18 protein-coding genes are annotated in these 22,979 nt (G+C 74.2%); 15 read left to right on the forward strand and 3 right to left on the reverse strand.

Features of this window, described 5'->3' with window-relative positions; genetic code table 11:
• The first annotated feature begins 50 nt into the window (after positions 1-50).
• From ACQY0Z_RS12715 to hemW, 3 genes are all read left to right on the forward strand, one after another.
• Positions 51-995 (forward strand): NADP-dependent oxidoreductase, encoded by a 945-nt coding sequence (locus ACQY0Z_RS12715; protein ID WP_381728987.1) that lies wholly within the window; start codon positions 51-53, stop codon positions 993-995.
• A gap of 248 nt (positions 996-1,243) precedes the next feature.
• Complete coding sequence (locus ACQY0Z_RS12720) at positions 1,244-3,553, forward strand: SpoIIE family protein phosphatase (protein WP_439812279.1); 2,310 nt, start codon at positions 1,244-1,246, stop codon at positions 3,551-3,553.
• A 43-nt stretch (positions 3,554-3,596) separates the two neighbouring features.
• The gene (gene hemW, locus ACQY0Z_RS12725) at positions 3,597-4,829 is read left to right on the forward strand and encodes a radical SAM family heme chaperone HemW (RefSeq protein WP_381728989.1); all 1,233 of its coding nucleotides are present in this window, start codon (positions 3,597-3,599) and stop codon (positions 4,827-4,829) included.
• A gap of 207 nt (positions 4,830-5,036) precedes the next feature.
• On the opposite strand, the gene ACQY0Z_RS12730 is transcribed toward hemW, so the two are convergent.
• Together ACQY0Z_RS12730 and ACQY0Z_RS12735 are read right to left on the reverse strand one after the other, a co-directional pair.
• Positions 5,037-5,843: a DUF3097 domain-containing protein gene (locus tag ACQY0Z_RS12730; protein ID WP_381729984.1), complete on the reverse strand. Its 807-nt coding sequence runs from the start codon at positions 5,841-5,843 to the stop codon at positions 5,037-5,039.
• A gap of 34 nt (positions 5,844-5,877) precedes the next feature.
• Positions 5,878-6,606 carry an MBL fold metallo-hydrolase gene (locus ACQY0Z_RS12735; RefSeq protein ID WP_439812280.1) on the reverse strand — a complete coding sequence of 243 codons (729 nt, stop codon included), beginning with the start codon at positions 6,604-6,606 and terminating at the stop codon, positions 5,878-5,880.
• A 162-nt stretch (positions 6,607-6,768) separates the two neighbouring features.
• Here ACQY0Z_RS12735 and hrcA point away from each other — a divergent pair, with 162 nt between their 5' ends.
• From hrcA to ACQY0Z_RS12775, 8 genes are all read left to right on the forward strand, one after another.
• Positions 6,769-7,785, forward strand: coding sequence for a heat-inducible transcriptional repressor HrcA (hrcA, locus tag ACQY0Z_RS12740; protein WP_254588199.1), 1,017 nt, complete (start codon positions 6,769-6,771; stop codon positions 7,783-7,785).
• A complete protein-coding gene (dnaJ, locus tag ACQY0Z_RS12745) occupies positions 7,786-8,925 on the forward strand; it encodes a molecular chaperone DnaJ (RefSeq protein ID WP_019523140.1) in 1,140 nt (379 codons plus the stop codon).
• A 134-nt stretch (positions 8,926-9,059) separates the two neighbouring features.
• Positions 9,060-10,133 (forward strand): nitronate monooxygenase, encoded by a 1,074-nt coding sequence (locus ACQY0Z_RS12750; protein WP_439812281.1) that lies wholly within the window; start codon positions 9,060-9,062, stop codon positions 10,131-10,133.
• Entirely contained in the window at positions 10,130-10,870 is a 741-nt protein-coding gene (locus ACQY0Z_RS12755; RefSeq protein WP_439812282.1) for a 16S rRNA (uracil(1498)-N(3))-methyltransferase, read from the forward strand. The genes ACQY0Z_RS12750 and ACQY0Z_RS12755 overlap by 4 nt, the downstream gene beginning before the upstream one ends.
• A 160-nt stretch (positions 10,871-11,030) precedes the next feature.
• Positions 11,031-11,573, forward strand: a complete 543-nt coding sequence (locus ACQY0Z_RS12760) for a hypothetical protein (protein ID WP_439812283.1) — start codon at positions 11,031-11,033, stop codon at positions 11,571-11,573.
• Between the two features lie 108 nt (positions 11,574-11,681).
• Positions 11,682-14,897, forward strand: a complete 3,216-nt coding sequence (locus ACQY0Z_RS12765) for a S41 family peptidase (RefSeq protein WP_439813359.1) — start codon at positions 11,682-11,684, stop codon at positions 14,895-14,897.
• 81 nt (positions 14,898-14,978) lie between these two features.
• Positions 14,979-15,332, forward strand: a complete 354-nt coding sequence (locus tag ACQY0Z_RS12770; protein WP_254588194.1) for a histidine triad nucleotide-binding protein — start codon at positions 14,979-14,981, stop codon at positions 15,330-15,332.
• 6 nt (positions 15,333-15,338) lie between these two features.
• The gene (locus ACQY0Z_RS12775) at positions 15,339-16,247 is read left to right on the forward strand and encodes a ribonuclease Z (protein WP_347226175.1); all 909 of its coding nucleotides are present in this window, start codon (positions 15,339-15,341) and stop codon (positions 16,245-16,247) included.
• Positions 16,248-16,592: 345 nt separating this feature from the next.
• Here the strand turns inward: ACQY0Z_RS12775 and ACQY0Z_RS12780 are convergent, their stop codons facing one another.
• Positions 16,593-17,939: an MFS transporter gene (locus ACQY0Z_RS12780; protein ID WP_439812284.1), complete on the reverse strand. Its 1,347-nt coding sequence runs from the start codon at positions 17,937-17,939 to the stop codon at positions 16,593-16,595.
• A gap of 359 nt (positions 17,940-18,298) precedes the next feature.
• On the opposite strand from ACQY0Z_RS12780, the gene ACQY0Z_RS12785 reads away from it, so the two are divergent.
• The 4 genes from ACQY0Z_RS12785 to ACQY0Z_RS12800 all read left to right on the forward strand — a co-directional run bounded on the left by ACQY0Z_RS12785 (position 18,299) and on the right by ACQY0Z_RS12800 (position 22,978).
• Positions 18,299-19,195, forward strand: a complete 897-nt coding sequence (locus tag ACQY0Z_RS12785) for a 5-dehydro-4-deoxyglucarate dehydratase (RefSeq protein ID WP_439813360.1) — start codon at positions 18,299-18,301, stop codon at positions 19,193-19,195.
• Complete coding sequence (locus ACQY0Z_RS12790) at positions 19,192-20,499, forward strand: glucarate dehydratase family protein (protein ID WP_439812285.1); 1,308 nt, start codon at positions 19,192-19,194, stop codon at positions 20,497-20,499. The genes ACQY0Z_RS12785 and ACQY0Z_RS12790 overlap by 4 nt, the downstream gene beginning before the upstream one ends.
• Positions 20,500-20,592: 93 nt before the next feature.
• Positions 20,593-21,738: a carbohydrate kinase family protein gene (locus tag ACQY0Z_RS12795; RefSeq protein ID WP_381728011.1), complete on the forward strand. Its 1,146-nt coding sequence runs from the start codon at positions 20,593-20,595 to the stop codon at positions 21,736-21,738.
• 169 nt (positions 21,739-21,907) lie between these two features.
• Entirely contained in the window at positions 21,908-22,978 is a 1,071-nt protein-coding gene (locus ACQY0Z_RS12800; protein WP_189901817.1) for a PhoH family protein, read from the forward strand.
• Position 22,979 lies beyond the last annotated feature (1 nt).

Raw genomic sequence — 22,979 nt, forward strand, 5'->3', positions numbered from 1 at the left:
TGCCGCCGGTTCCGGGAATCGATCGCGGGCCGGCGCGGTTGCCTCTCGCCATGAAGGCAATCGCATTAACCACGTACGGCGGTCCCGAGGTCCTGCGGGAGATGGAGCTCCCCACCCCCGAGGCGGGACCCGGTGAGGTCCGCATCCGGGTGCACGCGGCCGCCGTGAACCCCACCGACGTCATGCTGCGCACCGGCGGCCACGCCCCCCGGATGACGGATGTGCCGCCCCCGTTCGTGCCCGGTATGGACGCGGCCGGCGTGATCGACCAGATCGGCCCCGGCGTCGACGGCCGGCTCTCCGTGGGGCAACGGGTCGTCGCCATCGTGATGTTCACCCGCCCGCGGGGCGGCGCCTACGCCGAACACGTCGTCGTGCCCGCGGAGTCGGTGGTCCCCGCACCCGCCGGAACGGACCACGCCGAGGCGTCCACCCTCCTGATGAACGCCGCCACCGCCCGGCTGGCCCTCGACACCCTCGCGCTGCCCGAGGGCGCCACCGTCGCCGTGACCGGCGCGACGGGCGCCGTCGGCGGCTACGCGGTCGAACTCGCCAAGGCCGACGGTCTGACCGTCGTCGCCGACGCCGCCCCGCACGACCGCGACCTGGTGCGGGGCTTCGGCGCCGACCATGTCGTCGACCGCGGCACGGACGTCGCCGCCCGCATCCGGAAACTGGCGCCCGACGGTGTGCCCGGCCTGGTGGACGGCTCCGACCAGCGCGAGGAGGCCGTCCCCGCGGTCGCGGACGGCGGTGCCCTCGTCGCGCTGCGCGGCTGGCAGGGCCCCGCGGAACGCGGCGTCACGGTGATCCCGGTGATCGTGGCGAGCGTCCGCACCGACACCGCCCTGCTGGACACCCTGCGGCTCCAGGCCGAGCAGGGCGTGCTGTCCCTGCGCGTCGCCAAGGTGCTGCCCGCGTCCGACGCGGCCGAGGCGCACCGCCTGCTGGAGGCGGGCGGGCTGCGCGGGCGCCTGGTCCTCGACTTCTCCTGAGGCTCCTTCGGGGCTCCCGTCGGGGCTCCTGTTGTGCGGGCCCGCGCCGGCCGGCGCGGGCCCGACAGCCCTCGTTCCGCGATGACCGGAAACGAGCGGTCGCGGTGCCGTTGCTGACCGAACGGGTAGCACTGTTCCCCCGGCAAGCGGTCCACTTTCGTGACTCCACGCTTATGGGCGGGTCCGTTCTGTCACCCTGTCGGCAAGCGATCGAGTTCTCTTCGTACGAACTGCCCGGGGAGCTGCCCATGCGGGCCATTCCGACCCAACGGGAGACCACCTCGTGCGCCTCCGACGTGCGGGGGAGCACACGGGTGGAGGCGACGCTGTCCGGAAGTCCCCTCGCGCCGGGCTCCGCACGCGCGCTGCTGCGCAAGGCGCTCACGGAATGGGCGCAGGCCTCGGCGGACGGCGCCGACCTCCTCACCGGCCGCGTCGGCGACGACGCCGCCCTGGTCGCCAGCGAGCTGGTCACCAACGCGGTCGTGCACGCCGGCACCGACGTCCACCTGACCTGCAGGCTGGAGGAGGACACCGGCGCGCTCGTCGTCGAGGTCGCCGACCGGCACCCCTCCCGCACGCCCCGCGACGACGCCGTGGAGGCGCCGGCGCACGACATCCCCGAGTACGGGCGCGGCCTGCGCCTGGTCGCCGCGCTCGCCGAGTCCTGGGGCGTCACCTACCGCGCCGGCAGCAAGACCGTGTGGGCGCGGCTGCCCACGCGCGAGGAGGCGCCCGCCGGCCCGCCCGCCGCGTACGCCGGGGAGCGCGCCCCGGCGCGGGACCTGCGCGCCGCCGCCGCCCTCTCCGGCGACCCGCCCGACCCCCTCGCCCCGCGCGGGCACACCGGACCCCGAGACGGCCCGCGCGAAGGCCCCCGGGACGCCTGGCGGGCCGCATCCTACGGCGACGACTGGCTGGCCCGCCGCCCCGGCCGCGACGGTGCCTGGCTCGGCCGGGGCGCGCTGTCCTTCCTCGCCGAGGCGTCCGACCTGCTCGCCGGACAGCTGGACGAGGACCTGGTCGCCTCCCTCACCGGCCAGCTGATCGTGCCCCGGCTCGCCGACTGGTGCGCGGTCTGGCTGGAGGACGAGGCCACCGCGCACGGCGGCCGCCCCGGAGCGGGAGGCCGCCTCGCCCGCGTCTGGCACGCCGGCGAGCACCTGGTGGAGGAGCTGAGCCGGGCCCTCGAACGCACACCGCCGCCCCAGTCGGACGACCCGCTGGGCACGGGGCCGGTGCGGTATCCGTGGCCGGGGGCCACCGTTGTGGAGGGCGCGGAACCGGGCACGCCGGACCGGTCCGGACGCGCGGGCGGCCCGGCGGCGGAGCGAGCCGACGGGCGGGAGCGCGTCGCCTCCCGGGCCGCCGGAGGGCCGGCGTCCGCCGCGTCCGGGGGCGCGGACGGGCCCACGTCCGCCGTGGCTGGGGAGGTCGGCGGTTCGGAGTGCGTCGGCTCTGAGGGACCGGCGTCCGCCGTGGCTCGGAAGGCCGGCAGTCCGGTGTCCGCCGTGTCCGGGGGCGTCGACGGAGTGGCGTCCCGTGAGGCCGGCGGGCCTCCGCCCGGTGACGCCGAGGGGCCCGCCCTCGATCCGCCCGGAGCCGCGCTCGCGTACCGGCTCGTCGCCGGGGGGCGCCCGCTCGGCACGCTGGTGATCGGGCGGGGCGGCATCGACCGTTTCCCCGACGAGATCACCGGGCTCGTGGAGGACCTGGGACGCCGGGTCGCGCTCGCCATCGGGGCGGCCCGGCAGTACGCCCGCCAGGCCACCATCAGCGCCGTGCTCCAGCGCGGCCTGCTGCCCGGCGCCGTCGCCGAGATCCCCGGCGTGCGCAGCGCCCTCGTCCACGAACCGTGCGACAAGGGCGGCCCCAGCGGCGACTTCTACGACCTCTTCCCGGCCGGTCACGGACGCTGGTGCTTCGCCGTCGGCGACGTCCAGGGCAAGGGCCCCGAGGCGGCCGTCGTCATCGGCCTGGTCCGCCCCTGGCTGCGGCTGCTCGCCCGCGAGGGCTACCGCGTCGCCGACGTCCTCGACCGGCTCAACCAGCTCCTCCTCGACGACGCCACCGAGGCCGCCGACGCGGCGGCTCGCGCGCTGGTGGCGGCCGGGGCACGCCCCACCGCCCCCGGCGACGGCCCCCAGACCCGATTCCTGTCCCTCCTCTACGGCGAACTGGTGCCCTTCGAGGGCGGCGTCCGCTGCACCATCGCCTCCGCCGGCCACCCCCTGCCCCTCCTCCTCGACCCGGAGGGCGCCGTACGAGCCGTCGCCCAGCCGCAGACGCTGCTCGGGGTCGTCGAGGACGCCGGGTACACCAGCGAGACCTTCGAGATGTACTCCGGCGACACCCTGCTCTGCGTCACCGACGGAGTCACCGAGCGGCGCTCCGGGTCACGGCAGTTCGACGACGGCGACGGACTGGCCCGCGCGCTGGCGGGCTGCGCCGGGATGGAGGCCGGGGCGATAGCGGACCGGATCACCCGGCTCGTGCACCAGTTCGGGGCGCGGCCCCCGGCGGACGACATGGCCCTGCTGGTGCTCCAGGCCGAGTGAGGGCCGGGAAAGGGAAGGTCCAGGGTGCGGGACAATGGAGCACATGCCTTCCGCACTCCCCGACGGCGAGCCCGTCCCCGCCGACGGCGCGCTGCCCGCGTCCGCGCTCGCCGGGGCGGCCGACCGCCCCCTCGGGTTCTACCTGCACGTCCCCTACTGCGCGACCCGCTGCGGCTACTGCGACTTCAACACCTACACCGCCACCGAGCTGCGCGGCACCGGCGGCGTGCTCGCCTCCCGCGACAACTACGCCGAGACCCTCGTCGACGAGATCCGGCTCGCCCGCAAGGTGCTCGGCGACGACCCGCGGCCGGTGCGCACGGTGTTCGTCGGCGGCGGCACGCCCACGCTGCTCGCCGCGGGCGACCTGGTGCGGATGCTGGGCGCGATCCGAGAGGAGTTCGGTCTCGCGCCGGACGCCGAGGTCACGACGGAGGCCAACCCCGAGTCCGTCGACCCCGCCTACCTCGCCGAACTGCGGGCCGGCGGCTTCAACCGGATCTCCTTCGGCATGCAGAGTGCCCGGCAGCACGTGCTGAAGATCCTCGACCGCACCCACACCCCCGGCCGGCCGGAGGCCTGCGTCGCCGAGGCGCGGGCGGCCGGGTTCGACCACGTCAACCTGGATCTGATCTACGGCACGCCGGGGGAGTCGGACGACGACTGGCGTGCCTCGCTGGACGCGGCGATCGGGGCGGGCCCCGACCATGTCAGCGCGTACGCGCTGATCGTCGAGGAGGGCACGCAGCTGGCGCGGCGGATCCGGCGGGGAGAGGTGCCGATGACGGACGACGACGTCCACGCGGACCGGTACCTGATCGCGGAGGAGATGCTGGCGGGGGCGGGGTTCTCCTGGTACGAGGTGTCGAACTGGGCGACGTCGGAGGCGGGGCGTTGCTTGCACAACGAGCTGTACTGGCGGGGCGCGGACTGGTGGGGGGCCGGGCCCGGAGCCCACTCGCACGTCGGTGGCGTGCGGTGGTGGAACGTCAAGCACCCGGGGGCGTATGCGTCGGCGCTGGGGGAGGGGCGGTCGCCGGGGGCGGGGCGTGAGGTGTTGTCCTCCGAGGACCGGCGGGTGGAGCGGATTCTGCTGGAGCTTCGGCTTCGGGAGGGGGTGCCGTTGGATCTGCTCCGGGAGGAGGGGCTGGCTGCGGCCCGGCGCGCGCTGTCGGACGGCCTGCTCCGCCCCGAGCCGTTCGCCGAGGGCCACGCGGCCCTCACCCTGCGGGGGCGGCTGCTGGCGGACGCGGTGGTGCGGGACCTGGTCGACTGACCAGAGGGTTGTTCGCCCCCCTGCCCCTTCCCATACCCGACCCCGGGGCTCCGCCCCGGACCCCGCCCCTCAAACGCCGGAGGGGCTGATTTCAGCCCGTCCGGCGTTTGAGGACGAGGCCCGCCAGGGCCGACAAGGGGTCTGGGGGCGCAGCCCCCAGGGACGGGACGGGACGGGAAGGGGCGGCGGGGGCGAAAAACCCGGGTGTCACGCCGGCGCCGTGACGAAGTCGATCAGTTCCTCCACCCGGCCGAGGAGCTGCGGCTCCAGGTCCTTGTAGGAGTGGACGGAGTCCAGGATGCGGCGCCATGCTTCCCCCGTGTGCGCGACCCGCCACCCCAGCGCCCCGCACACCCCCGTCTTCCAGTCCACCCCCCGCGGCACACGAGGCCACGCCTCGATCCCCACCGACGCCGGCTTCACGGCCTCCCAGATGTCGATGTACGGATGCCCCACCACCAGCGCGTGCTCGCTCGTCACCGCCTGGGCGATCCGCCACTCCTTCGAGCCCGGCACCAGGTGGTCCACCAGCACCCCCAGCCGCGCGTCGGGCCCGGGGGCGAAGGACTCCACGATCGACGGGAGGTCGTCCACGCCCTCCAGGTACTCGACGACCACCCCCTCGATCCGCAGGTCGTCGCCCCACACCTTCTCGACCAGCTCGGCGTCGTGCCGGCCCTCGACGTAGATGCGCCCGGCGCGGGCGACCCGCGCCCGTGCGCCGGGGACGGCGACCGAGCCTGACGCCGTGCGGGTGGGGCGGGCGGGGCCGGAGGAGGGGCGGACCAGCGTCACCACGCGGCCCTCCAGCAGGAACCCCCGCGGCTCCAGCGGGAACACCCGGTGCTTGCCGAAGCGGTCCTCCAGGGTCACCGTGCCCGCCTCGCAGCGGATCACGGCGCCGCAGAACCCGGTGCCGGGCTCCTCCACCACGAGGCCCGGCTCGGCCGGCACCTCGGGGACGGACTGCGGCTTCTTCCACGGAGGGGTCAGATCGGCGGAGTACTGGCGCATTCTGCCGACGATACGAGCGACACCGGCCCGATGATCACTCCGACACGCCGAACCGGGCCGCCAGCGCGTCCCGTTGGGCCCGTACGAACGCCGCGTCGACCACCGCGCCATGGCCGGGGACGTACACCGCGTCCTCGCCGCCCAGCCGCAGCAGCCGGTCCAGGGCGTCCGGCCAGCGGGACGGGACGGCGTCCGGGCCCGCCTGCGGCTCGTCCGACTCCTCGACCAGGTCGCCGCAGAACACCACCTCCGGGTCCCCGGCCACCAGCACCACCAGGTCGTACGCCGTGTGCCCGGGACCCACGTTCGCCAGCAGCGCCTGGCGGCCGCCGCCCAGGTCCAGCGTCCACTCGCCGGACACCGCGTGCCGGGGCGGGACCAGCGCCGCCACCGCCGCGTCGGCCTCCGCCGGGTCGAGACCCCAGCGCACCGCGTCCGCCCGCAGCTCGTCCCGCCCCCGCTCGGCGAGCGCCACGTCCAGGCCGACCGCCCCGTACACCTCCGCGTCCGCGAACGCGGGCGCTCCGAGGACATGGTCGAAGTGGGGATGGGTGAGCGCGAGATGCGTCACACGGCGGCCGGTCAGCTCCCGCGCCTCGCTCCGCAACCGCGCGCCCTCGGCGAGGGAGGAGCCCGCGTCGACGGCCAGGACGGCGTCCGCGCCCGCCACGAGCCCCGCGGTGCAGTCCCACCCCGGCAGCCGGCGCCGACCGACCCCCGGCGCCAGTTGCTCCCATCCCGACTCTTCCCAAGTCACGGTCATGACCGGGACGCTAGCGGGGACGACGTCCCCCGGCACCACGGCGCGGACCGGCCTTGCCGACGTCGTACCCCCCGGCCGTACACTGGGCCGGGGAAGTCTGGCACTCGCGTGCGAAGAGTGCCAGGGTCGTTACCGGGCGGAAGCCAGCTGGAGGTGTGCGCGATGCTCAGTGAACGCAGGCTCCAGGTGTTGCGCGCGATCGTCCAGGACTACGTGGGCACCGAGGAGCCCGTCGGGTCGAAGGCCCTCACCGAGCGGCACAAGCTCGGCGTCTCCCCGGCCACCGTGCGCAACGACATGGCGGCCCTGGAGGAGGAGGGCTTCATCGCCCAGCCCCACACCAGCGCCGGGCGCATCCCCACCGACAAGGGCTACCGGCTGTTCGTCGACAAGCTGGCCGGCGTCAAGCCGATGAGCCCGCCCGAGCGGCGGGCCATCCAGAACTTCCTCGAGGGCGCCGTCGACCTCGACGACGTGGTGGCCCGCACGGTGCGGCTGCTCGCGCAGCTCACCCGGCAGGTCGCCGTGGTGCAGTACCCCTCGCTGACCCGTTCGACGGTGCGGCACGTGGAGTTGCTGTCCCTCGCCCCGGCGCGGCTGATGCTGGTGCTGATCACCGACACCGGCCGGGTCGAGCAGCGCATGGTCGACTGCCCCGCGCCGTTCGGCGAGGCGTCCCTGGCCGACCTGCGGGCGCGGCTCAACAGCCGGGTCGCGGGCCGCCGGTTCGCCGATGTGCCGAGTCTGGTGGAGGACCTCCCGGAGGCGTTCGAGGCCGACGACCGCGGTACGGTCTCCACGGTGCTCTCCACTCTCCTGGAGACGCTCGTCGAGGAGAACGAGGAGCGGCTGATGATCGGCGGTACCGCCAACCTCACCCGCTTCGGGCACGACTTCCCCCTCACGATCCGGCCCGTCCTGGAGGCGCTCGAGGAGCAGGTCGTGCTCCTCAAGCTGCTCGGCGAGGCGAAGGATCCGGGTGTGACCGTACGGATCGGTCACGAGAACGCCCACGAAGGACTCAACTCCACGTCCGTCGTGTCGGTCGGCTACGGTTCGGGCGGCGAGGCTGTCGCCAAGCTCGGCGTGGTCGGACCGACCCGCATGGACTACCCCGGAACGATGGGAGCGGTACGCGCAGTGGCACGGTACGTCGGACAGATCCTGGCGGAGTCATAGGTGGCCACGGACTACTACGCCGTACTCGGCGTACGCCGCGACGCGTCGCAGGAAGAGATCAAGAAGGCCTTCCGGCGGCTCGCCCGCGAGCTGCATCCGGACGTCAATCCGGATCCGAAGACCCAGGAGCGGTTCAAGGAGATCAACGCCGCCTACGAGGTGCTGTCGGACCCGCAGAAGAAGCAGGTCTACGACCTCGGCGGCGACCCGCTCTCGCAGTCCGGCGGCGCCGGCGGCGCGGGCGGCTTCGGGGCCGGGGGCTTCGGCAACTTCTCCGACATCATGGACGCGTTCTTCGGCACGGCGTCGCAGCGCGGACCGCGCTCGCGCACACGCCGCGGCCAGGACGCCATGATCCGGATCGAGGTGGAGCTGGACGAGGCCGCCTTCGGCACGACCAAGGACATCCAGGTCGACACGGCCGTCGTCTGCAACACCTGCAACGGCGAGGGCGCGGCCCCTGGCACGTCCGCCCAGACGTGTGACATGTGCCGCGGCCGCGGTGAGGTCTCGCAGGTCACCCGGTCCTTCCTGGGACAGGTCATGACCTCGCGGCCCTGCCCCCAGTGCCAGGGCTTCGGCACGGTGGTGCCCACGCCCTGCCCGGAGTGCGCGGGCGACGGCCGGGTCCGCTCCCGCCGCACGCTCACGGTCAAGATCCCGGCCGGCGTCGACAACGGCACGCGGATCCAGCTGGCCGGCGAGGGCGAGGTCGGCCCCGGCGGCGGCCCCGCCGGCGACCTGTACGTGGAGATCCACGAGCTGCCCCACCCGACGTTCCAGCGGCGCGGGGACGACCTGCACTGCACGGTCACCATCCCGATGACCGCGGCGGCGCTCGGCACCAAGGTGCCGCTGGAGACGCTGGACGGCATGGAGGAGGTCGACATCCGGCCCGGCACCCAGTCCGGCCAGTCGATCCCGCTGCACGGCCGGGGCGTCACGCATCTGCGCGGCGGCGGCCGGGGCGACCTCATCGTCCACGTCGAGGTGCAGACCCCGACCAAGCTGGACCCGGAGCAGGAGCGGCTGCTCCGCGAGCTGGCGAAGCTGCGCGGCGAGGAACGGCCGACGGGGCAGTTCCAGCCCGGTCAGCAGGGCCTGTTCTCGCGGCTCAAGGACGCGTTCAACGGGCGCTGAGCGGCCGTTCGAGGGGCGCTGACCCCGCCCCTCGCCGAGGGCCGCCGGCGTGGTCGGCGGCCCGGCGAAAAGTGGCTTATGCCAAGGGGAAGGGTCGATTCGGAGTTGGTCGGGGGACGTGACAACATGCGGTCATGTCCTCCGTACTGACCGATCTCTTCCCGCACCCGATCGTGCAGGCGCCCATGGCGGGCGGCGTGTCGGTGCCGCAGCTCGCCGCCGCCGTGTCCGACGCGGGCGGGCTCGGTTTCCTGGCCGCCGGGTACAAGACGGCGGACGGGATGTACCAGGAGATCAAGCAGCTGCGGGGACTCACCTCCCGCCCCTTCGGCGTCAACCTCTTCCTGCCCCAGCCGGAGACGGCCGACCCCGCCGCCGTCGACGTCTACGCCCACCAGCTGGCCGGCGAGGCCTCCTGGTACGAGACCGAGCTGGGCGACCCCGAGAGCGGCCGCGACGACGGCTACGACGCCAAGCTCGCCGTGCTGCTCGACAACCCCGTGCCGGTCGTGTCGTTCCACTTCGGCGTCCCGGCCCGCGAGGTGATCGACTCGCTGCACCGCGTCGGCAGCCTCACCTTCGTCACCGCGACGACCGCCGAGGAGGCCCGCGCCGTGGAACGGGCCGGCGCCGACGTGGTGATCGCCCAGGGCGTCGAGGCCGGCGGCCACCAGGGCACCCACCGGGACCTCCTCGAGACCGACGGCAGCGGCATCGGACTGCTGTCCCTCGTCGCCCAGGTCCGCGAGTCCGTGGGCATCCCGATCGTCGCCGCCGGCGGCATCATGCGCGGCGGCCAGATCGCCGCCGTGTGCGCGGCCGGCGCGAGGGCGGCCCAGCTGGGCACGGCCTTCGTCGCCGCCCATGAGTCCGGCGCGCACGCCCTGCACAAGCAGGCCCTCACCAATCCCCTCTTCGCCCGCACCGAGCTCACCCGCGCCTTCAGCGGCCGCCCGGCGCGCGCCCTGGTCAACCGCTTCGTCCGCGAGCACGGCCCGTACGCGCCCGCCGCCTACCCGCAGGTCCACCACCTCACCGCGCCGCTGCGGAAGGCCGCCGCGAAGGCGGGGGACGCGCAGGGGCTCGCGCTGTGGGCGGGGCAGGGCCATCGGATGGCCCGTGAGCTGCCCGCGGGGCAGCTGGTGGAGGTTCTGGTCGCCGAACTGGCCTCCGCCCGGACAGCGTTGTCGGCGGGAGGTGCCCGATGACCGCGCCCGTGTTCGTCGTCGACGACTTCGACACCGGCGGTACCGGCCGTTACGTCCTTGGCGGTCCCGAGGGCCGGCACGCCGTCGCCGTGAAGCGGCTGCGGGCCGGCGAGGAGGTCGTCCTCACCGACGGAGCGGGCCGCTGGGCCCCCGGCGAGGTGGAGGGCGCCGAGGGCAAGGACCGGCTGATCGTCCGGCTCGGGGAGGTCGTCGAGGAGCCGGCGGAGACGCCCCGGCTGACCGTCGTGCAGGCGCTGCCCAAGGGCGACCGGGGCGAGCTGGCCGTGGAGACCATGACCGAGGTCGGCGTCGACGCGATCGTGCCGTGGGCGGCGTCGCGGTGCATCACGCAGTGGAAGGGCGAGCGGGGCGTGAAGTCCCTCGCCAAGTGGCGGGCCACCGCCCGGGAGGCGGGCAAGCAGTCGCGCCGGGTGCGGTTCCCGGAGGTGGCGGACGCGGCGACGAGCAAGGGGGTTGCTTCGGTTCTCGCCGAAGCGGAGTTCGCGGCGGTGCTGCACGAGAGTGGGACGGAGCCGTTGGCTTCGGCTCCGTTGCCGGAGTCCGGGGACATCGTGCTGGTCGTCGGGCCCGAAGGCGGGGTGTCCCCCGAGGAGTTGGAGCTCTTCGAGAGCGTGGGGGCCCGGGCGTACCGCCTCGGGAGGAGCGTGCTGCGGACGTCCACGGCGGGTACGGCCGCTGCCGCGCTGCTGCTGGGGCGGACCGGGCGCTGGTCCTGACGCCCCGGGGCTCCGCCCCGGACCTCGCTCCTCGAACGCCGGAGGGGCTGAATTTCCTGGTCTCCCGCCGAGGGTCCGGGGGCGCGGCCCCCAGGGCGGTCGCCACACGTGGCCCAATGCGCCCTACCGCCGCGCCGGCGGCGATGGCACGCTGCCGTGCATGGGGGCGACGAAGTGGGTCCCGAAAGGGCGGCGTTGGCGGCGGCACACCGCCGTCGTCGTGTTCGCCGTGGCCGCGGCCGCCGGCGCGACCGCCTGCGAGGGCGGCAGCCTCAGTTCCGCCGCCGTGGCGATCACCACCGACGGGACCGTGACCAAGGAACTCAACCGGCAGAAGGACAAGGTCCGCTGGCTCACCTGCACCGCGTCCTTCGGGGACCGGGACCGGTCGGCGTCGCCGGCGTCGGAGGCGACCGCCGCCTCCGTCGACTGCGAGGGCGAGACCGAGGGCGGCAAGGAGATCACCGTCACCGGACGGGTCACCCACGCCGTCAACAACGCCTGCATCCGCGGGGACATCACCGCGAAGGTGGACGGCCGGCAGGTGTTCCGCGTCGAGGGACTGGGCGACTGCGACTCCAAGAGCCCGCCCCGCGTGGGCGAACCGACGCAGCAGGGACCGCGGCCCACCGTCACGGTGACCGTCACCACGACCGTGTGGTGCGACCAGTACCCGAACTGTCGCCCCGTCGAGGGCAAGTGATCGGAACCCCTGGCCGGACCGCACGCGCGCCCATAGGGTGATCGGGTGACACAGCCTGCATCGGTCGCATCCAGCGCATACCTCCGTTTCCCGCACCTGCACGGCGAGTTGGTCGCCTTCACCGCCGAGGACGACGTGTGGCTCGCCCCGCTCGACGGCGGCCGCGCCTGGCGGGTCAGCGCGGACAACGTGCCGGTGAACCACCCACGGATCTCCCCGGACGGCGCCACCGTCGCCTGGACCTCCACCCGCGACGGCGTCCCCGAGGTGCACGTCGCCCCCGTCGACGGCGGACCCGCCCGCCGGCTCACCCACTGGGGCAGCATGAGGACCCAGGTCCGCGGCTGGACCGCGGACGGCAGGGTCCTCGCGCTGACCACGCACGGCCAGGCCAGTCTGCGCCGCACCTGGGCGCGCGCCGTGCCGCTCGACGGCGGACCCGCCGAGACCCTGCCGTACGGGCCGGTCGGCGACGTCGCCGCGGGGCCGCACACGGTGCTGCTGTCCGCGACGATGGGCCGCGAGGCCGCCGCCTGGAAGCGGTACCGGGGCGGCACCGCGGGCAAGCTGTGGATCGACCGGGAGGGCGACGGCGAGTTCGTCCGGCTGCACGAGGACCTCGACGGGAACATCGAGTACCCGCTGTGGGTGGGGATGGGGGTCCCCCCGCTCGAGCGCAGCCGAGAGTGGGGGAGGATCGCGTTCCTCTCCGACCACGAGGGCACGGGCGCGCTGTACTCGTCCCTCGCCGACGGCTCCGACCTGCGGCGGCACACACCGCTCGGGGGCGCCTCCCGCTCGAGCGAAGCCGAAAGTGGGGGAGGCTTCTACGCCCGCCACGCGGCCACCGACGGCACCCGCGTCGTCTGGTCCAGCGCGGGCGAGCTGTGGATCCTCGACGACCTCGACACGGCCGAGCCGCGCCGGCTCGACGTACGGCTCGGCGGCCAGCGCGTCGACCTGCAGCCGTTCCCGGTGAACGCGGCCCGATGGTTCGGCTCCGCGTCCCCCGACCACACCGCGCGCGGCAGCGCCGTGTGCGTGCGCGGCACCGTCCACTGGGTCACCCACCGCTCCGGCCCCGCCCGCGCCCTCGCCGCCACCCCGGGCGTCCGCGCCCGGCGCCCGCGCACCTTCCGCGCGGACGGCGAGGAATGGGTGGTGTGGGTGACGGACGCCGAGGGCGACGACGCCCTGGAGTTCGCCCCCGCCACCGGACCGGCCCCCGGCGCCACCCCGCGCCGCCTGGCCGCCGGACAGCTCGGCAGGGTCGTGGAGCTGGCGATGGCCCCCGACGGCAGCCGCGCCGCGATCGCCTCGCACGACGGCCGCCTCCTGCTCGTCGAGCGGGAGACCGGCGAGGTCCGCGAGGTCGACCGCAGCGAGGACGGCGACGTCTCCGGGCTGGTCTTCTCGCCCGACTCCGGCTGGCTCGCCTGGTCCCACCCCGGCCCGCGCCCGCTCAGCCAGATCAAGCTCGCCCACACCACCGACCTGTCGGTCACCGAGGCGACCCCGCTGCGCTTCCAGGACTACGCGCCCGCCTTCACCCTCGACGGCAAGCACCTCGCGTTCCTGTCCACCCGCTCCTTCGACCCGGTCTACGACGAGCACGTCTTCGACCTGGCCTTCGTCGAGGGCGTACGGCCCTACCTGATCACGCTGGCGGCGGCCACGCCGTCGCCGTTCGGGCCGCAGCGGCACGGGCGGCCCTTCGAGACCCCCGACCGGGACGAGACCCCCGACAGCGAGGGCACCCCCACCACCCGTATCGACCTCGACGGGCTCGCCGACCGCATCGTGCCGTTCCCGGTCGAGGCCGCCCGCTACAGCAACCTGCGCGCCGCCAAGGACGGCGTGCTGTGGCTGCGCCACCCGGTGCGCGGCGTGCTCGGCGCGTCCCGGGCCACGCCCGACGACCCGGATCCCAAGACCGACCTGGAGCGCTACGACCTCGCCCAGCAGCGCATCGAGCACCTCGCCGTGGACGCCGACCACTTCGAGGTCAGCGGCGACGGCAAGCGGGTCCTGCTGTGGACCGACGGGCGGCTCAAGGTCGTGCCCAGCGACCGGCGCGCCTCCTCCGACGACGACAGCGACAGCAACATCACCGTCGACCTGGCGCGGGTGCGGCAGTTCGTCGACCCGTCCGCCGAGTGGCGGCAGATGTTCGACGAGAACGGCCGCATCATGCGGGACAACTTCTGGCGTCCCGACATGAGCGGCGTCGACTGGGACGGGGTGCTGGACCGCTACCGGCCCGTCCTGGACCGGCTCGCCACCCACGACGACCTGGTGGACCTGCTGTGGGAGGTGCACGGCGAACTCGGCACCTCGCACGCCTACGTCACCCCCCGCGGCGGCTACGGCGGCGGCCCCCGACAGGGACTCCTCGGCGCGGACATCTCCCGGCACGAGGACGGCAGCTGGCGCGTGGACCGCATCCTGCCCGCCGAGACCTCCGACCCGGAGGCACGCTCCCCGCTCGCCGCGCCCGGCGTCGCGATCCGCCCCGGTGACGCGATCGTCGCCGTCGCCGGACAGCCCGTCGACCCGGTCACCGGCCCGGCGCCGCTGCTGGTGGGGACGGCGGGCAAGCCCGTCGAGCTGACCGTGTCACCGGCCGGCGGGGGCGAGCCGCGGCACGCCGTCGTCGTACCGCTCGCCGACGAGGAACCCCTGCGCTACCACGCGTGGGTCGCCGACCGGCGGGCGTACGTGCTGGAGAAGTCCGGCGGCCGGCTCGGTTACATCCACGTCCCCGACATGCAGGCGCCCGGCTGGGCGCAGATCCACCGCGACCTGCGCGTGGAGGTGCTGCGCGAAGGTCTGGTCGTGGACGTGCGGGAGAACCGCGGCGGCCACACCTCGCAGCTCGTGGTGGAGAAGCTGGCCCGGCGGATCGTCGGCTGGGACCTGCCGCGCGGCATGCGCGCCGAGAGCTACCCGCGCGACGCGCCCCGGGGACCCGTCGTCGCCGTCGCCAACGAGTTCTCCGGCTCCGACGGCGACATCGTCAACGCGGCGATCAAGGCGCTCGGCATCGGCCCCGTCGTCGGCACCCGCACCTGGGGCGGCGTCATCGGCATCGACAGCCGCTACCGGCTGGTCGACGGCACGCTCGTCACCCAGCCCAAGTACGCCTTCTGGCTGGAGGGGTACGGCTGGGACGTCGAGAACCACGGCGTCGACCCGGACGTCGAGGTCGTCCAGCGCCCGCAGGACCACGCCGCCGGGCGGGACGTCCAGCTCGACGAGGCGGTACGGCTGGCGCTGGAGGCGCTGGAGTCGACCCCGGCGAAGACGCCGCCGCGGCTGTCGTGACCGCGCGCGGGCGGGACGACGGCCCGCGGCGGGATCGGTAGCATGCCTGGGTAGTGAAGATCACCGGGTCGAGGAGGGCGTATGGCAGGGGAACCCCAGGACGACTGTCTGTTCTGCAAGATCGTCGCGGGCACCATCCCGGCGACGATCGTGCGGGAGACGGACACGACCGTCGCGTTCCGTGACATCAACCCCCAGGCGCCCACCCATGTCCTGGTGATCCCGAAGGCGCATCACAGGGACGCCGCGGCGCTCGCCGCCGCGGCGCCCGAGCTCGCCGCGGACGTGCTGCGCGAGACGCAGGGCGTCGCGGACCAGGAGAAGCTGGAGAGCTACCGCATCGTGTTCAACACGGGCAGCGGCGCCGGCCAGACCGTGTGGCACGCGCACGCCCACGTCCTGGGCGGACGCGGTCTCGAGTGGCCCCCCGGCTAGGCCGCGTTGTCCGTCCGTGAACTGGTGGTGCTCGGCACCGCCAGCCAGGTCCCCACCCGGCACCGCAACCACAACGGCTACCTGCTGCGCTGGGACGGCGAAGGCTTCCTCTTCGACCCCGGCGAGGGCACCCAGCGGCAGATGCTGCGCGCCGGGGTCGCCGCGCACGACATCGACCGGATCTGCGTCACCCACTTCCACGGCGACCACTCGCTGGGGCTCGCCGGGGTGATCCAGCGGATCAACCTCGACAAGGTGCCGCACCCGGTCAGCGCGCACTACCCGCGCTCCGGGCAGCGGTTCTTCGACCGGCTCCGGTACGCGACCGCCTACCGCGAGACCGTCGCCCTCCTCGAGGCCCCCGTCCACACCGACGGCCCGCTCGTCCGCACCCCCGGCTACACGCTGGAGGCGCGCCGGCTCTCCCACCCGGTGGAGGCGTACGGCTACCGGCTGGTCGAACCCGACGGCCGCCGCATGCTGCCCGACCGTCTCGCCGCGCACGGCATCTCCGGGCCGGACGTCGGCCGCCTCCAGCGCGAGGGTTCGTTCAACGGGGTCGCCCTGGAGGACGTCAGCGAGGTCCGGCGCGGACAGCGGTTCGCGTTCGTGATGGACACGCGGCTGTGTGCGGGCGTGTATGAACTGGCCGAGGGTGCCGACATGCTGGTGATCGAGTCGACGTTCCTCGAGGAGGACGAGGCTCTGGCGGTGGAGTTCGGCCACCTGACGGCGGGCCAGGCGGCGGGGGTCGCCCGCGAGGCGGGGGTCCGTCACTTGGTGCTGACCCACTTCAGTCAGCGGTATTCGGACCCGTCGGCGTTCGAACGCGAGGCGCGGGCGGCGGGGTACGAGGGGGATCTGACGGTGGCGAGGGACCTGGACCGGGTCCCGCTCCCGAAGCGGCGCGCATAGCCGCCGGCAGGCGGTGGCCGGTCCCGCAGTTCCCCGCGCCTCCGAGGGGCGCCTTTGCCGCCGGTCGTATTTTTCGAGGGGGGCTGCGACACCTTCGATGCCGGGTGCGGGTGGTCGGTGGCTGGTCGCGCAGTTCCCCGCGCCCCTGCGGGGCGCCTCCGCCGCCGGCTGTGTCCCTCGCGGGGGCTGCGACACCTTGTGATGCCGGGTGCCTGTGGTCGGTGGCCGGTCGCGCAGTTCCCCGCGCCCCCGAGGGGCGTCGCGGCTGCGGGCATTCGTGCCGCTGGGGCGGTACGGGTGGGCGCAGCGGCACCCTCCAGCCGACCGCGGCTGACCTCACGTACCTCAGATGCCCCCCGGCGCCCTCGTAGCCGCCGCCGTGTCGTACGCCCCCCTCGCCGGCACAGCGGCCGCGTCCAGCGTGATCTCCACGACCGGCTGCTCCGGCGCCCCCACCTCCGGCACCACCCCGGACGGAGTTCCCGTCGTCGCCGCGACGACAGCCGCCGGATGTCCGCCCCGCCTCCGCACGGCCCCCGGCAGCAACGCCCGCCCGCCCGCGTGCAGCGCCACCCCGGTCATCGGCACCGCGACCAGCAGCAACCCCGCCGCCAGCACCGCCCCCATCACCGGAAACCCCGCCTGCGCCGACAGCACGCTCCCGGTCAGCGGCCCCGCCGCAGTCCCCAGCGACGACGCCGACCCCACCAGCACGGCCCACCGCCCCCGCGCATCCAGCGAGGCGGCCAGCCCGATCAGGTACGACAGGACAACGGGATAGAACGTGTTCCAGGCGATCTCCCCGAAGGCGAAACTCCCCAGCCCGGTCGCGGAAGCGCTCAGCGCGATGCAGCACGCGATGAGCACCGTCCCGCCGCCGATGGGCAGCGCCCGCCCCAGCCGCGACCCCAGCGCCCCCGCGCCCAGCACGCCCAGCAGCCCCGCGCCCAGCGCGACCGCGAAGACGACACCGACGGTCGGTTCGGACAGATGCGCCTGCCCGACGCCGATGCGCCCGCTGACTCCCCACAGCGCGTTCTGCGCCAGCGACCACAGCAGCATCGCCCCGGCCAGCACCATGCCCGAACGCCGGTACGGCAGCCGCCCGGCGCCGGGACCCTCGGCATCCGCGGCCCCGGCCGTGTCCGGACGTCCCGCCGTACCTCCCGGCAGCCCCGCAGTCAGCGGCCACACCGCCAGCGCGGTGAGGGCGATGGCGGCGAGAGTGAGCCCGTGCCCGGGCAGGCGCGGCACCGTCAGATAGACCGCGCCGGCCAGCGCGGACACGCTCAGCAGACCGAGCGTGGACGCCCGGTGGGGGTCCTTCTCCGCGGCGATCCGGGTCGCCGCGACCGTGGTGGCCGTGCCCGACCCGAACCCGCCGACGACGGCGCCCGCGACGACGGCCGGGACGGAGGTGGTGAGGGCGGCCCCGCCGTAGCCGACGGCGGCCAGGAGCAGGCCCAGCCGGGCCAGGGTCCGCGCGCCGGTCCGCTCCACGCGGGAGGCCAGCAGGAACCCGGCCGTGGCCGAGCTGAGCAGCAGCAGACTGCCGACGCCCCCCGCCTGGGTGGGCGTCAGATCCAGGCCGCGTTCCAGCCGCCCGACGGTGGTCGGGAGCAGATACGGGGCGAGGTACCCGGCCGTGAAAAGGGCGACGAGGGGCCAGGGGGTGGTGCGAGGGGCGTACACGGGCGTTCCCAGGGCGTGCGAAAGGGACGGTGCGAAAAAGAGGTGGTGGGGGCGACGACCGTCGACGGACGAGAACGCGCGGGCAATTTGTATCAAGCGGGGGCAGGGCAACGGGAGCGAGGATGCTGTGATCTAGATCACTGTTGCGTTTGGGGGTTTTGGAGGGTGGGTAGCAGCGCGCTTTTGCCTGCCCGGACCTCGGCGCGCGGCCGCCCGTCGAACCCATTGACGCCCCTCGCTCACCCCTTTAGCCTTCGTTCTCATACGTGGATGCCGTCTACATAGGGAGATGGGCGAGGGTGAGTCCCGGCACCGAAGGAGACGGCAGCGCCGCCGTGGCGAGACGCCTCAAGGACGGCATGGCGCACGGCGTCCTCTCCTTCCCGCTCACGTCGTTCCACGACGACGGCGCTCTCGACCCCGACGGCCACCGCGCCTACGTGGCGGAACGGATCGCCGCCGGACCCGGCGCCGTCTTCCCCGCCTGCGGCACCGGCGAGTTCTTCTCCTTGGACGAGGACGAGTACCGCCAGGTCGTCGCGATCACCGTCGAGGAGAGCGCCGGACGGGTCCCCGTCGTCGCCGGCGTCGGCTACGGCTGGGCCCAGGCCGCCCGGTTCGCGCGCATCGCGCAGGACGCCGGCGCCGACGCCCTCCTCGTCCTGCCGCACTACCTGGTCACCGCCCCGCAGGACGGCCTCGTCGCCCAGCTCGAGGCGCTCGCCGTCCGCACCCCGCTGCCGCTCGTCACGTACCAGCGTGGCCAGGTCGCCTACACCGCCGACTCGCTGCGCCGCATCGCCGCCCTGCCGAACGTCATCGGACTCAAGGACGGCCACAGCGACCTCGACCGCCTGCAGCGCCTCACCCTCGCCGCCCCCGACGACTTCCTGTTCTTCAACGGCGCCGCCACCGCCGAGATCCAGGCCCGCGCCTACGCCACCGTCGGCGTCCCCGCCTACTCCTCCGCCGTGCACGCCTTCGCGCCCGAGATCGCCGGCGCCTTCTTCACCGCCCTCCGCGACGGCGACGCGGACACCCTCGACCGGCTGCTGCGCGGTTTCTACGTGCCGTTCGTCGAACTGCGCGACCGCGCCCCGGGATACGCGGTGTCGCTGGTGAAGGCGGCAGCCCGGCTGCGCGGCCGTCCCGTCGGGCCCGTGCGCGCCCCGCTCACCGACCCGTCCGCCCGTGATCTCGCCGACCTCAGGACCCTGCTCGACGCCGGACTCGACCTCGTAGGAGCCGCCCTGTGACCGCATCCGCCTCCCGCGACCTGACCGTCACCGAGGTCCGCCTCACCCCGGTCCTGGTCGCCGACCCGCCCCTGCTCAACACCCAGGGCGTGCACCAGCCGTACACTCCCCGGCTGATCGTGGAGGTGGTGACCGCTGACGGGATCACCGGGCTCGGCGAGACGTACGGCGACACCAAGTACCTGGAGCTGGCCCGCCCGCTCGCCGACCGGCTCGTCGGACACCGCGTGGACGACCTGAACCGGCTGTTCGCCGAGGCCGACGAGGTCGCCGTCGACGCCGCCCGCGTCTCCGGACAGGTCGACGTCGGCGGACTGCGGGGCGTGCAGACCGCCGACAAGCTGCGGCTGTCCGTGCTCTCCGCCCTGGAGGTCGCCTGCCTCGACGCGCTCGGCCACAGCCTCGGCCTGCCCGTGCACGCCCTGCTCGGAGGCAAGGTGCGCGACGCCGTCGAGTACAGCGCGTACCTGTTCTACAAGTGGGCCGAGCACCCCGAGGGCGTCACTGCGGAGAAGGACGACTGGGGCGCGGCCGTCGACCCGGCGGGGGTGGTGGAGCAGGCCCGCCGTTTCACGGAGCGGTACGGCTTCACGTCGTTCAAGCTCAAGGGCGGCGTCTTCCCGCCCGAGGAGGAGATCGCCGCCGTCCGCGCCCTCGCCGCCGCCTTCCCCGGCCACCCGCTGCGCCTCGACCCCAACGGCGCCTGGTCCGTGGAGACCTCGCTGAAGGTCGCGCAGGAGCTCGGGGACGTCCTGGAGTACCTGGAGGACCCGGCCCTCGGTACGTCGGCCATGGCGGAGGTGGCGGCCGGCACCCACGTGCCGCTCGCGACGAACATGTGCGTGACGACGTTCGCCGAGATCAAGGAGGCGTTCACCCGGGACGCCGTGCAGGTGGTGCTCTCCGACCACCACTACTGGGGCGGGCTGCGCAACACCCAGCACCTCGCGGCGATCTGCCGCACCTTCGGCGTCGGCGTCTCCATGCACTCCAACACCCACCTCGGCATCAGCCTCGCCGCGATGACGCACGTCGCGTCCACCGTGCCCAACCTGCACCACGCCTGCGACTCCCACTACCCCTGGCAGTCGGAGGACGTGCTCACCGAACGGCCGGCGTTCGTCGACGGCACGGTCCGTGTGTCCGACGCGCCGGGACTGGGCGTGGAACTCGACCGCGACCGGCTGGCGTTCCTGCACCGGAGGTGGCTGGACGACGACGGCGCGCTGCGCGAGCGCGACGACGCGGCCGCCATGCGGGTCGCCGACCCGGACTGGGCGCAGCCCACGGTGCCCCGCTGGTGACCGCTCCGGGCAGTGGCCCGGCGTGACGGCCGCCTCCCTGTCGGTGGTGTGGTGCACACTGGCTGGAACCGCACCATGTCAGGGAGCGCAGTGATGGCGTCCACCGGGAAGAGGACCGGCAGAAGAGCCGGGAGGGAACCCGTCGCGGGACCGCCCTGCCCGGCCCAGATCGACCCGCTGGCCGCCCTGCGCGGCCCGGACGACCCGGCCTGGGACGTCTACCTGACCGGCACCGTCTTCCTCGACATCGTCTTCACCGGGCTCGACTGCGCCCCCGTGCGCGGCACCGAGACCTGGGCGCGCGGCATGGGGTCGAGCCCGGGCGGCGTGGCCAACATGGCCACCGCCCTGGCCCGCCTCGGCCTGCGCACGTCCCTCGCGGCGGCCTTCGGCGACGACCACTACGGCGAGTACTGCTGGGACGCGCTGGAGCAGGGCGAGGGCATCGACCTCTCCCCGTCCCGCACGGTCCCCGGCTGGCACTCCCCGGTCACCGTCTCCATGGCGTACGAGGGCGAGCGCACGATGGTCTCCCACGGCCACGAGCCGCCCCCCGAGGAGCCCGCCCCCGACTGCCCGCCCCGCGCCCGGGCCGCCGTCGCCTCCCTCACCCCCGGCCGCAGCGCCCCCTGGATCGCCCAGGCCGCCCGCAAGGGCACCCGGATCTTCGGCGACGTCGGCTGGGACGACACCGGGGCGTGGGACCTCGCCGGCCTGCACGACCTGCGGTACTGCGAGGCGTTCCTGCCGAACGCGGCGGAGGCGATGCGCTACACCGGCACGGACACCCCGCGCGCCGCCGCCCACGCCCTCGCCGAGCACGTCCCGGTCGTCGTCGTCACGCTGGGCGCGGACGGCGCGTACGCGGTGGACCGGCGGACGGGGGAGACCGCGTCCGTCCCGGCGATCGAGGTGGAGGCGCTCGACCCGACCGGCGCGGGGGACGTGTTCGTCGCCGGCTTCGTCACCGGCTCCCTCGCCGGCTGGCCGCTGGCCGACCGGCTCGCCTTCGCCGGGCTCACGGCCGCGCTGTCCGTCCAGGAGTTCGGCGGCTCGCTGTCCGCGCCGGGCTGGGCGGAGATCGCCGGATGGTGGCGCCGGGTGCAGTCCGTCGAGGGCCAGGAGCCCTCCGCGCTGCGCCGGTACGGCTTCCTCGCCGGGCTCGTCCCGGAGGAGGCGGTGCGCCCCTGGCCGCTGCGGCGGGCCGTCCCGACGATCGGGTTCCGCAGGTCGGCGTGAGCCGGCACGGAAGAGGAGCGTGAGGAACGTGCCGCTCGACACGGGGGTCGCGCCGATCGGATAAAAGGCCTACGGGCTTGTCACCCCGCCGTCGTACCCTGGGAGTCGCGAGGCCGCCCTCAGCTGCGCGGCCGTGACGAGGAGGAACCGCAGGCCTCAGAGCCGGCCCATGACTCAGACACCCACAGCTCACACCCCCGCGCAGGGGCAGGCGAGAGTGCAGTTCACCGTCCCCGCCCAGCACCCCATGGTGACCGTGCTGGGTTCCGGCGACGCCCTCCTGCGTGTGATCGAGAAGGCCTTCCCGGGGGCCGACATCCACGTCCGGGGCAACGAGATCAGCGCGGTCGGCGACGCCACGGACGTGGCCCTGATCTCGCGCGTGTTCGACGAGATGATGCTGGTGCTCCGCACCGGGCAGCCGATGACGGAGGACGCAGTGGAACGCTCGATCGCCATGCTCAAGGCGAGCGAAAGCGGGGAGAGCGACGGCCAGGAGACCCCGGCCCAGGTGCTCACGCAGAACATCCTGTCCTCGCGCGGCCGCACGATCCGCCCCAAGACGCTCAACCAGAAGCGCTACGTGGACGCGATCGACAAGCACACCATCGTCTTCGGCATCGGCCCCGCCGGCACCGGCAAGACGTACCTGGCCATGGCGAAGGCGGTGCAGGCCCTGCAGTCCAAGCAGGTCAACCGCATCATCCTGACCCGGCCGGCGGTCGAGGCGGGTGAGCGGCTCGGCTTCCTGCCGGGCACGCTCTACGAGAAGATCGACCCGTACCTGCGCCCGCTGTACGACGCGCTGCACGACATGCTCGACCCCGACTCGATCCCCCGGCTCATGGCCGCGGGCACCATCGAGGTCGCGCCGCTGGCTTACATGCGCGGCCGCACGCTCAACGACGCCTTCATCATCCTGGACGAGGCCCAGAACACGAGCCCCGAACAGATGAAGATGTTCCTCACCCGCCTCGGCTTCGACTCGAAGATCGTGATCACGGGTGACGTGACGCAGGTGGACCTGCCCGACGGCACCAAGTCCGGCCTGCGCCAGGTCCAGGACATCCTGGAGGGCGTGGACGACGTCCACTTCTCCCGGCTGTCGTCCCACGACGTCGTCCGGCACAAGCTGGTGGGCCGTATCGTCGACGCGTACGAGAAGTACGACAGCCGGCACGGCACCGAGAACGGCACCCACAAGGGTGGCCGGAACCGGTCCGGCCACAAGGGGAAGTAGA

Origin of the sequence: Streptomyces sp. P9-2 (assembly GCF_051903975.1) — a bacterium.
GTDB lineage: Bacteria > Actinomycetota > Actinomycetes > Streptomycetales > Streptomycetaceae > Streptomyces > Streptomyces cellulosae.

Bases quoted from the DNA above. Each gene is read 5' to 3' on its own strand.
- ACQY0Z_RS12795 (WP_381728011.1), top strand. From the start codon at position 20,593: ATGGCGTCCACCGGGAAGAGGACCGGCAGAAGAGCCGGGAGGGAACCC.
- ACQY0Z_RS12715 (WP_381728987.1), top strand. From the start codon at position 51: ATGAAGGCAATCGCATTAACCACGTACGGCGGTCCCGAGGTCCTGCGG.
- ACQY0Z_RS12720 (WP_439812279.1), top strand. From the start codon at position 1,244: ATGCGGGCCATTCCGACCCAACGGGAGACCACCTCGTGCGCCTCCGAC.
- hrcA (WP_254588199.1), top strand. From the start codon at position 6,769: ATGCTCAGTGAACGCAGGCTCCAGGTGTTGCGCGCGATCGTCCAGGAC.
- ACQY0Z_RS12755 (WP_439812282.1), top strand. From the start codon at position 10,130: ATGACCGCGCCCGTGTTCGTCGTCGACGACTTCGACACCGGCGGTACC.
- ACQY0Z_RS12735 (WP_439812280.1), bottom strand. From the start codon at position 6,606: ATGACCGTGACTTGGGAAGAGTCGGGATGGGAGCAACTGGCGCCGGGG.
- ACQY0Z_RS12800 (WP_189901817.1), top strand. From the start codon at position 21,908: ATGACTCAGACACCCACAGCTCACACCCCCGCGCAGGGGCAGGCGAGA.
- ACQY0Z_RS12730 (WP_381729984.1), bottom strand. From the start codon at position 5,843: ATGCGCCAGTACTCCGCCGATCTGACCCCTCCGTGGAAGAAGCCGCAG.
- ACQY0Z_RS12785 (WP_439813360.1), top strand. From the start codon at position 18,299: ATGGCGCACGGCGTCCTCTCCTTCCCGCTCACGTCGTTCCACGACGAC.
- ACQY0Z_RS12750 (WP_439812281.1), top strand. From the start codon at position 9,060: ATGTCCTCCGTACTGACCGATCTCTTCCCGCACCCGATCGTGCAGGCG.
- ACQY0Z_RS12770 (WP_254588194.1), top strand. From the start codon at position 14,979: ATGGCAGGGGAACCCCAGGACGACTGTCTGTTCTGCAAGATCGTCGCG.
- ACQY0Z_RS12760 (WP_439812283.1), top strand. From the start codon at position 11,031: ATGGGGGCGACGAAGTGGGTCCCGAAAGGGCGGCGTTGGCGGCGGCAC.
- hemW (WP_381728989.1), top strand. From the start codon at position 3,597: ATGCCTTCCGCACTCCCCGACGGCGAGCCCGTCCCCGCCGACGGCGCG.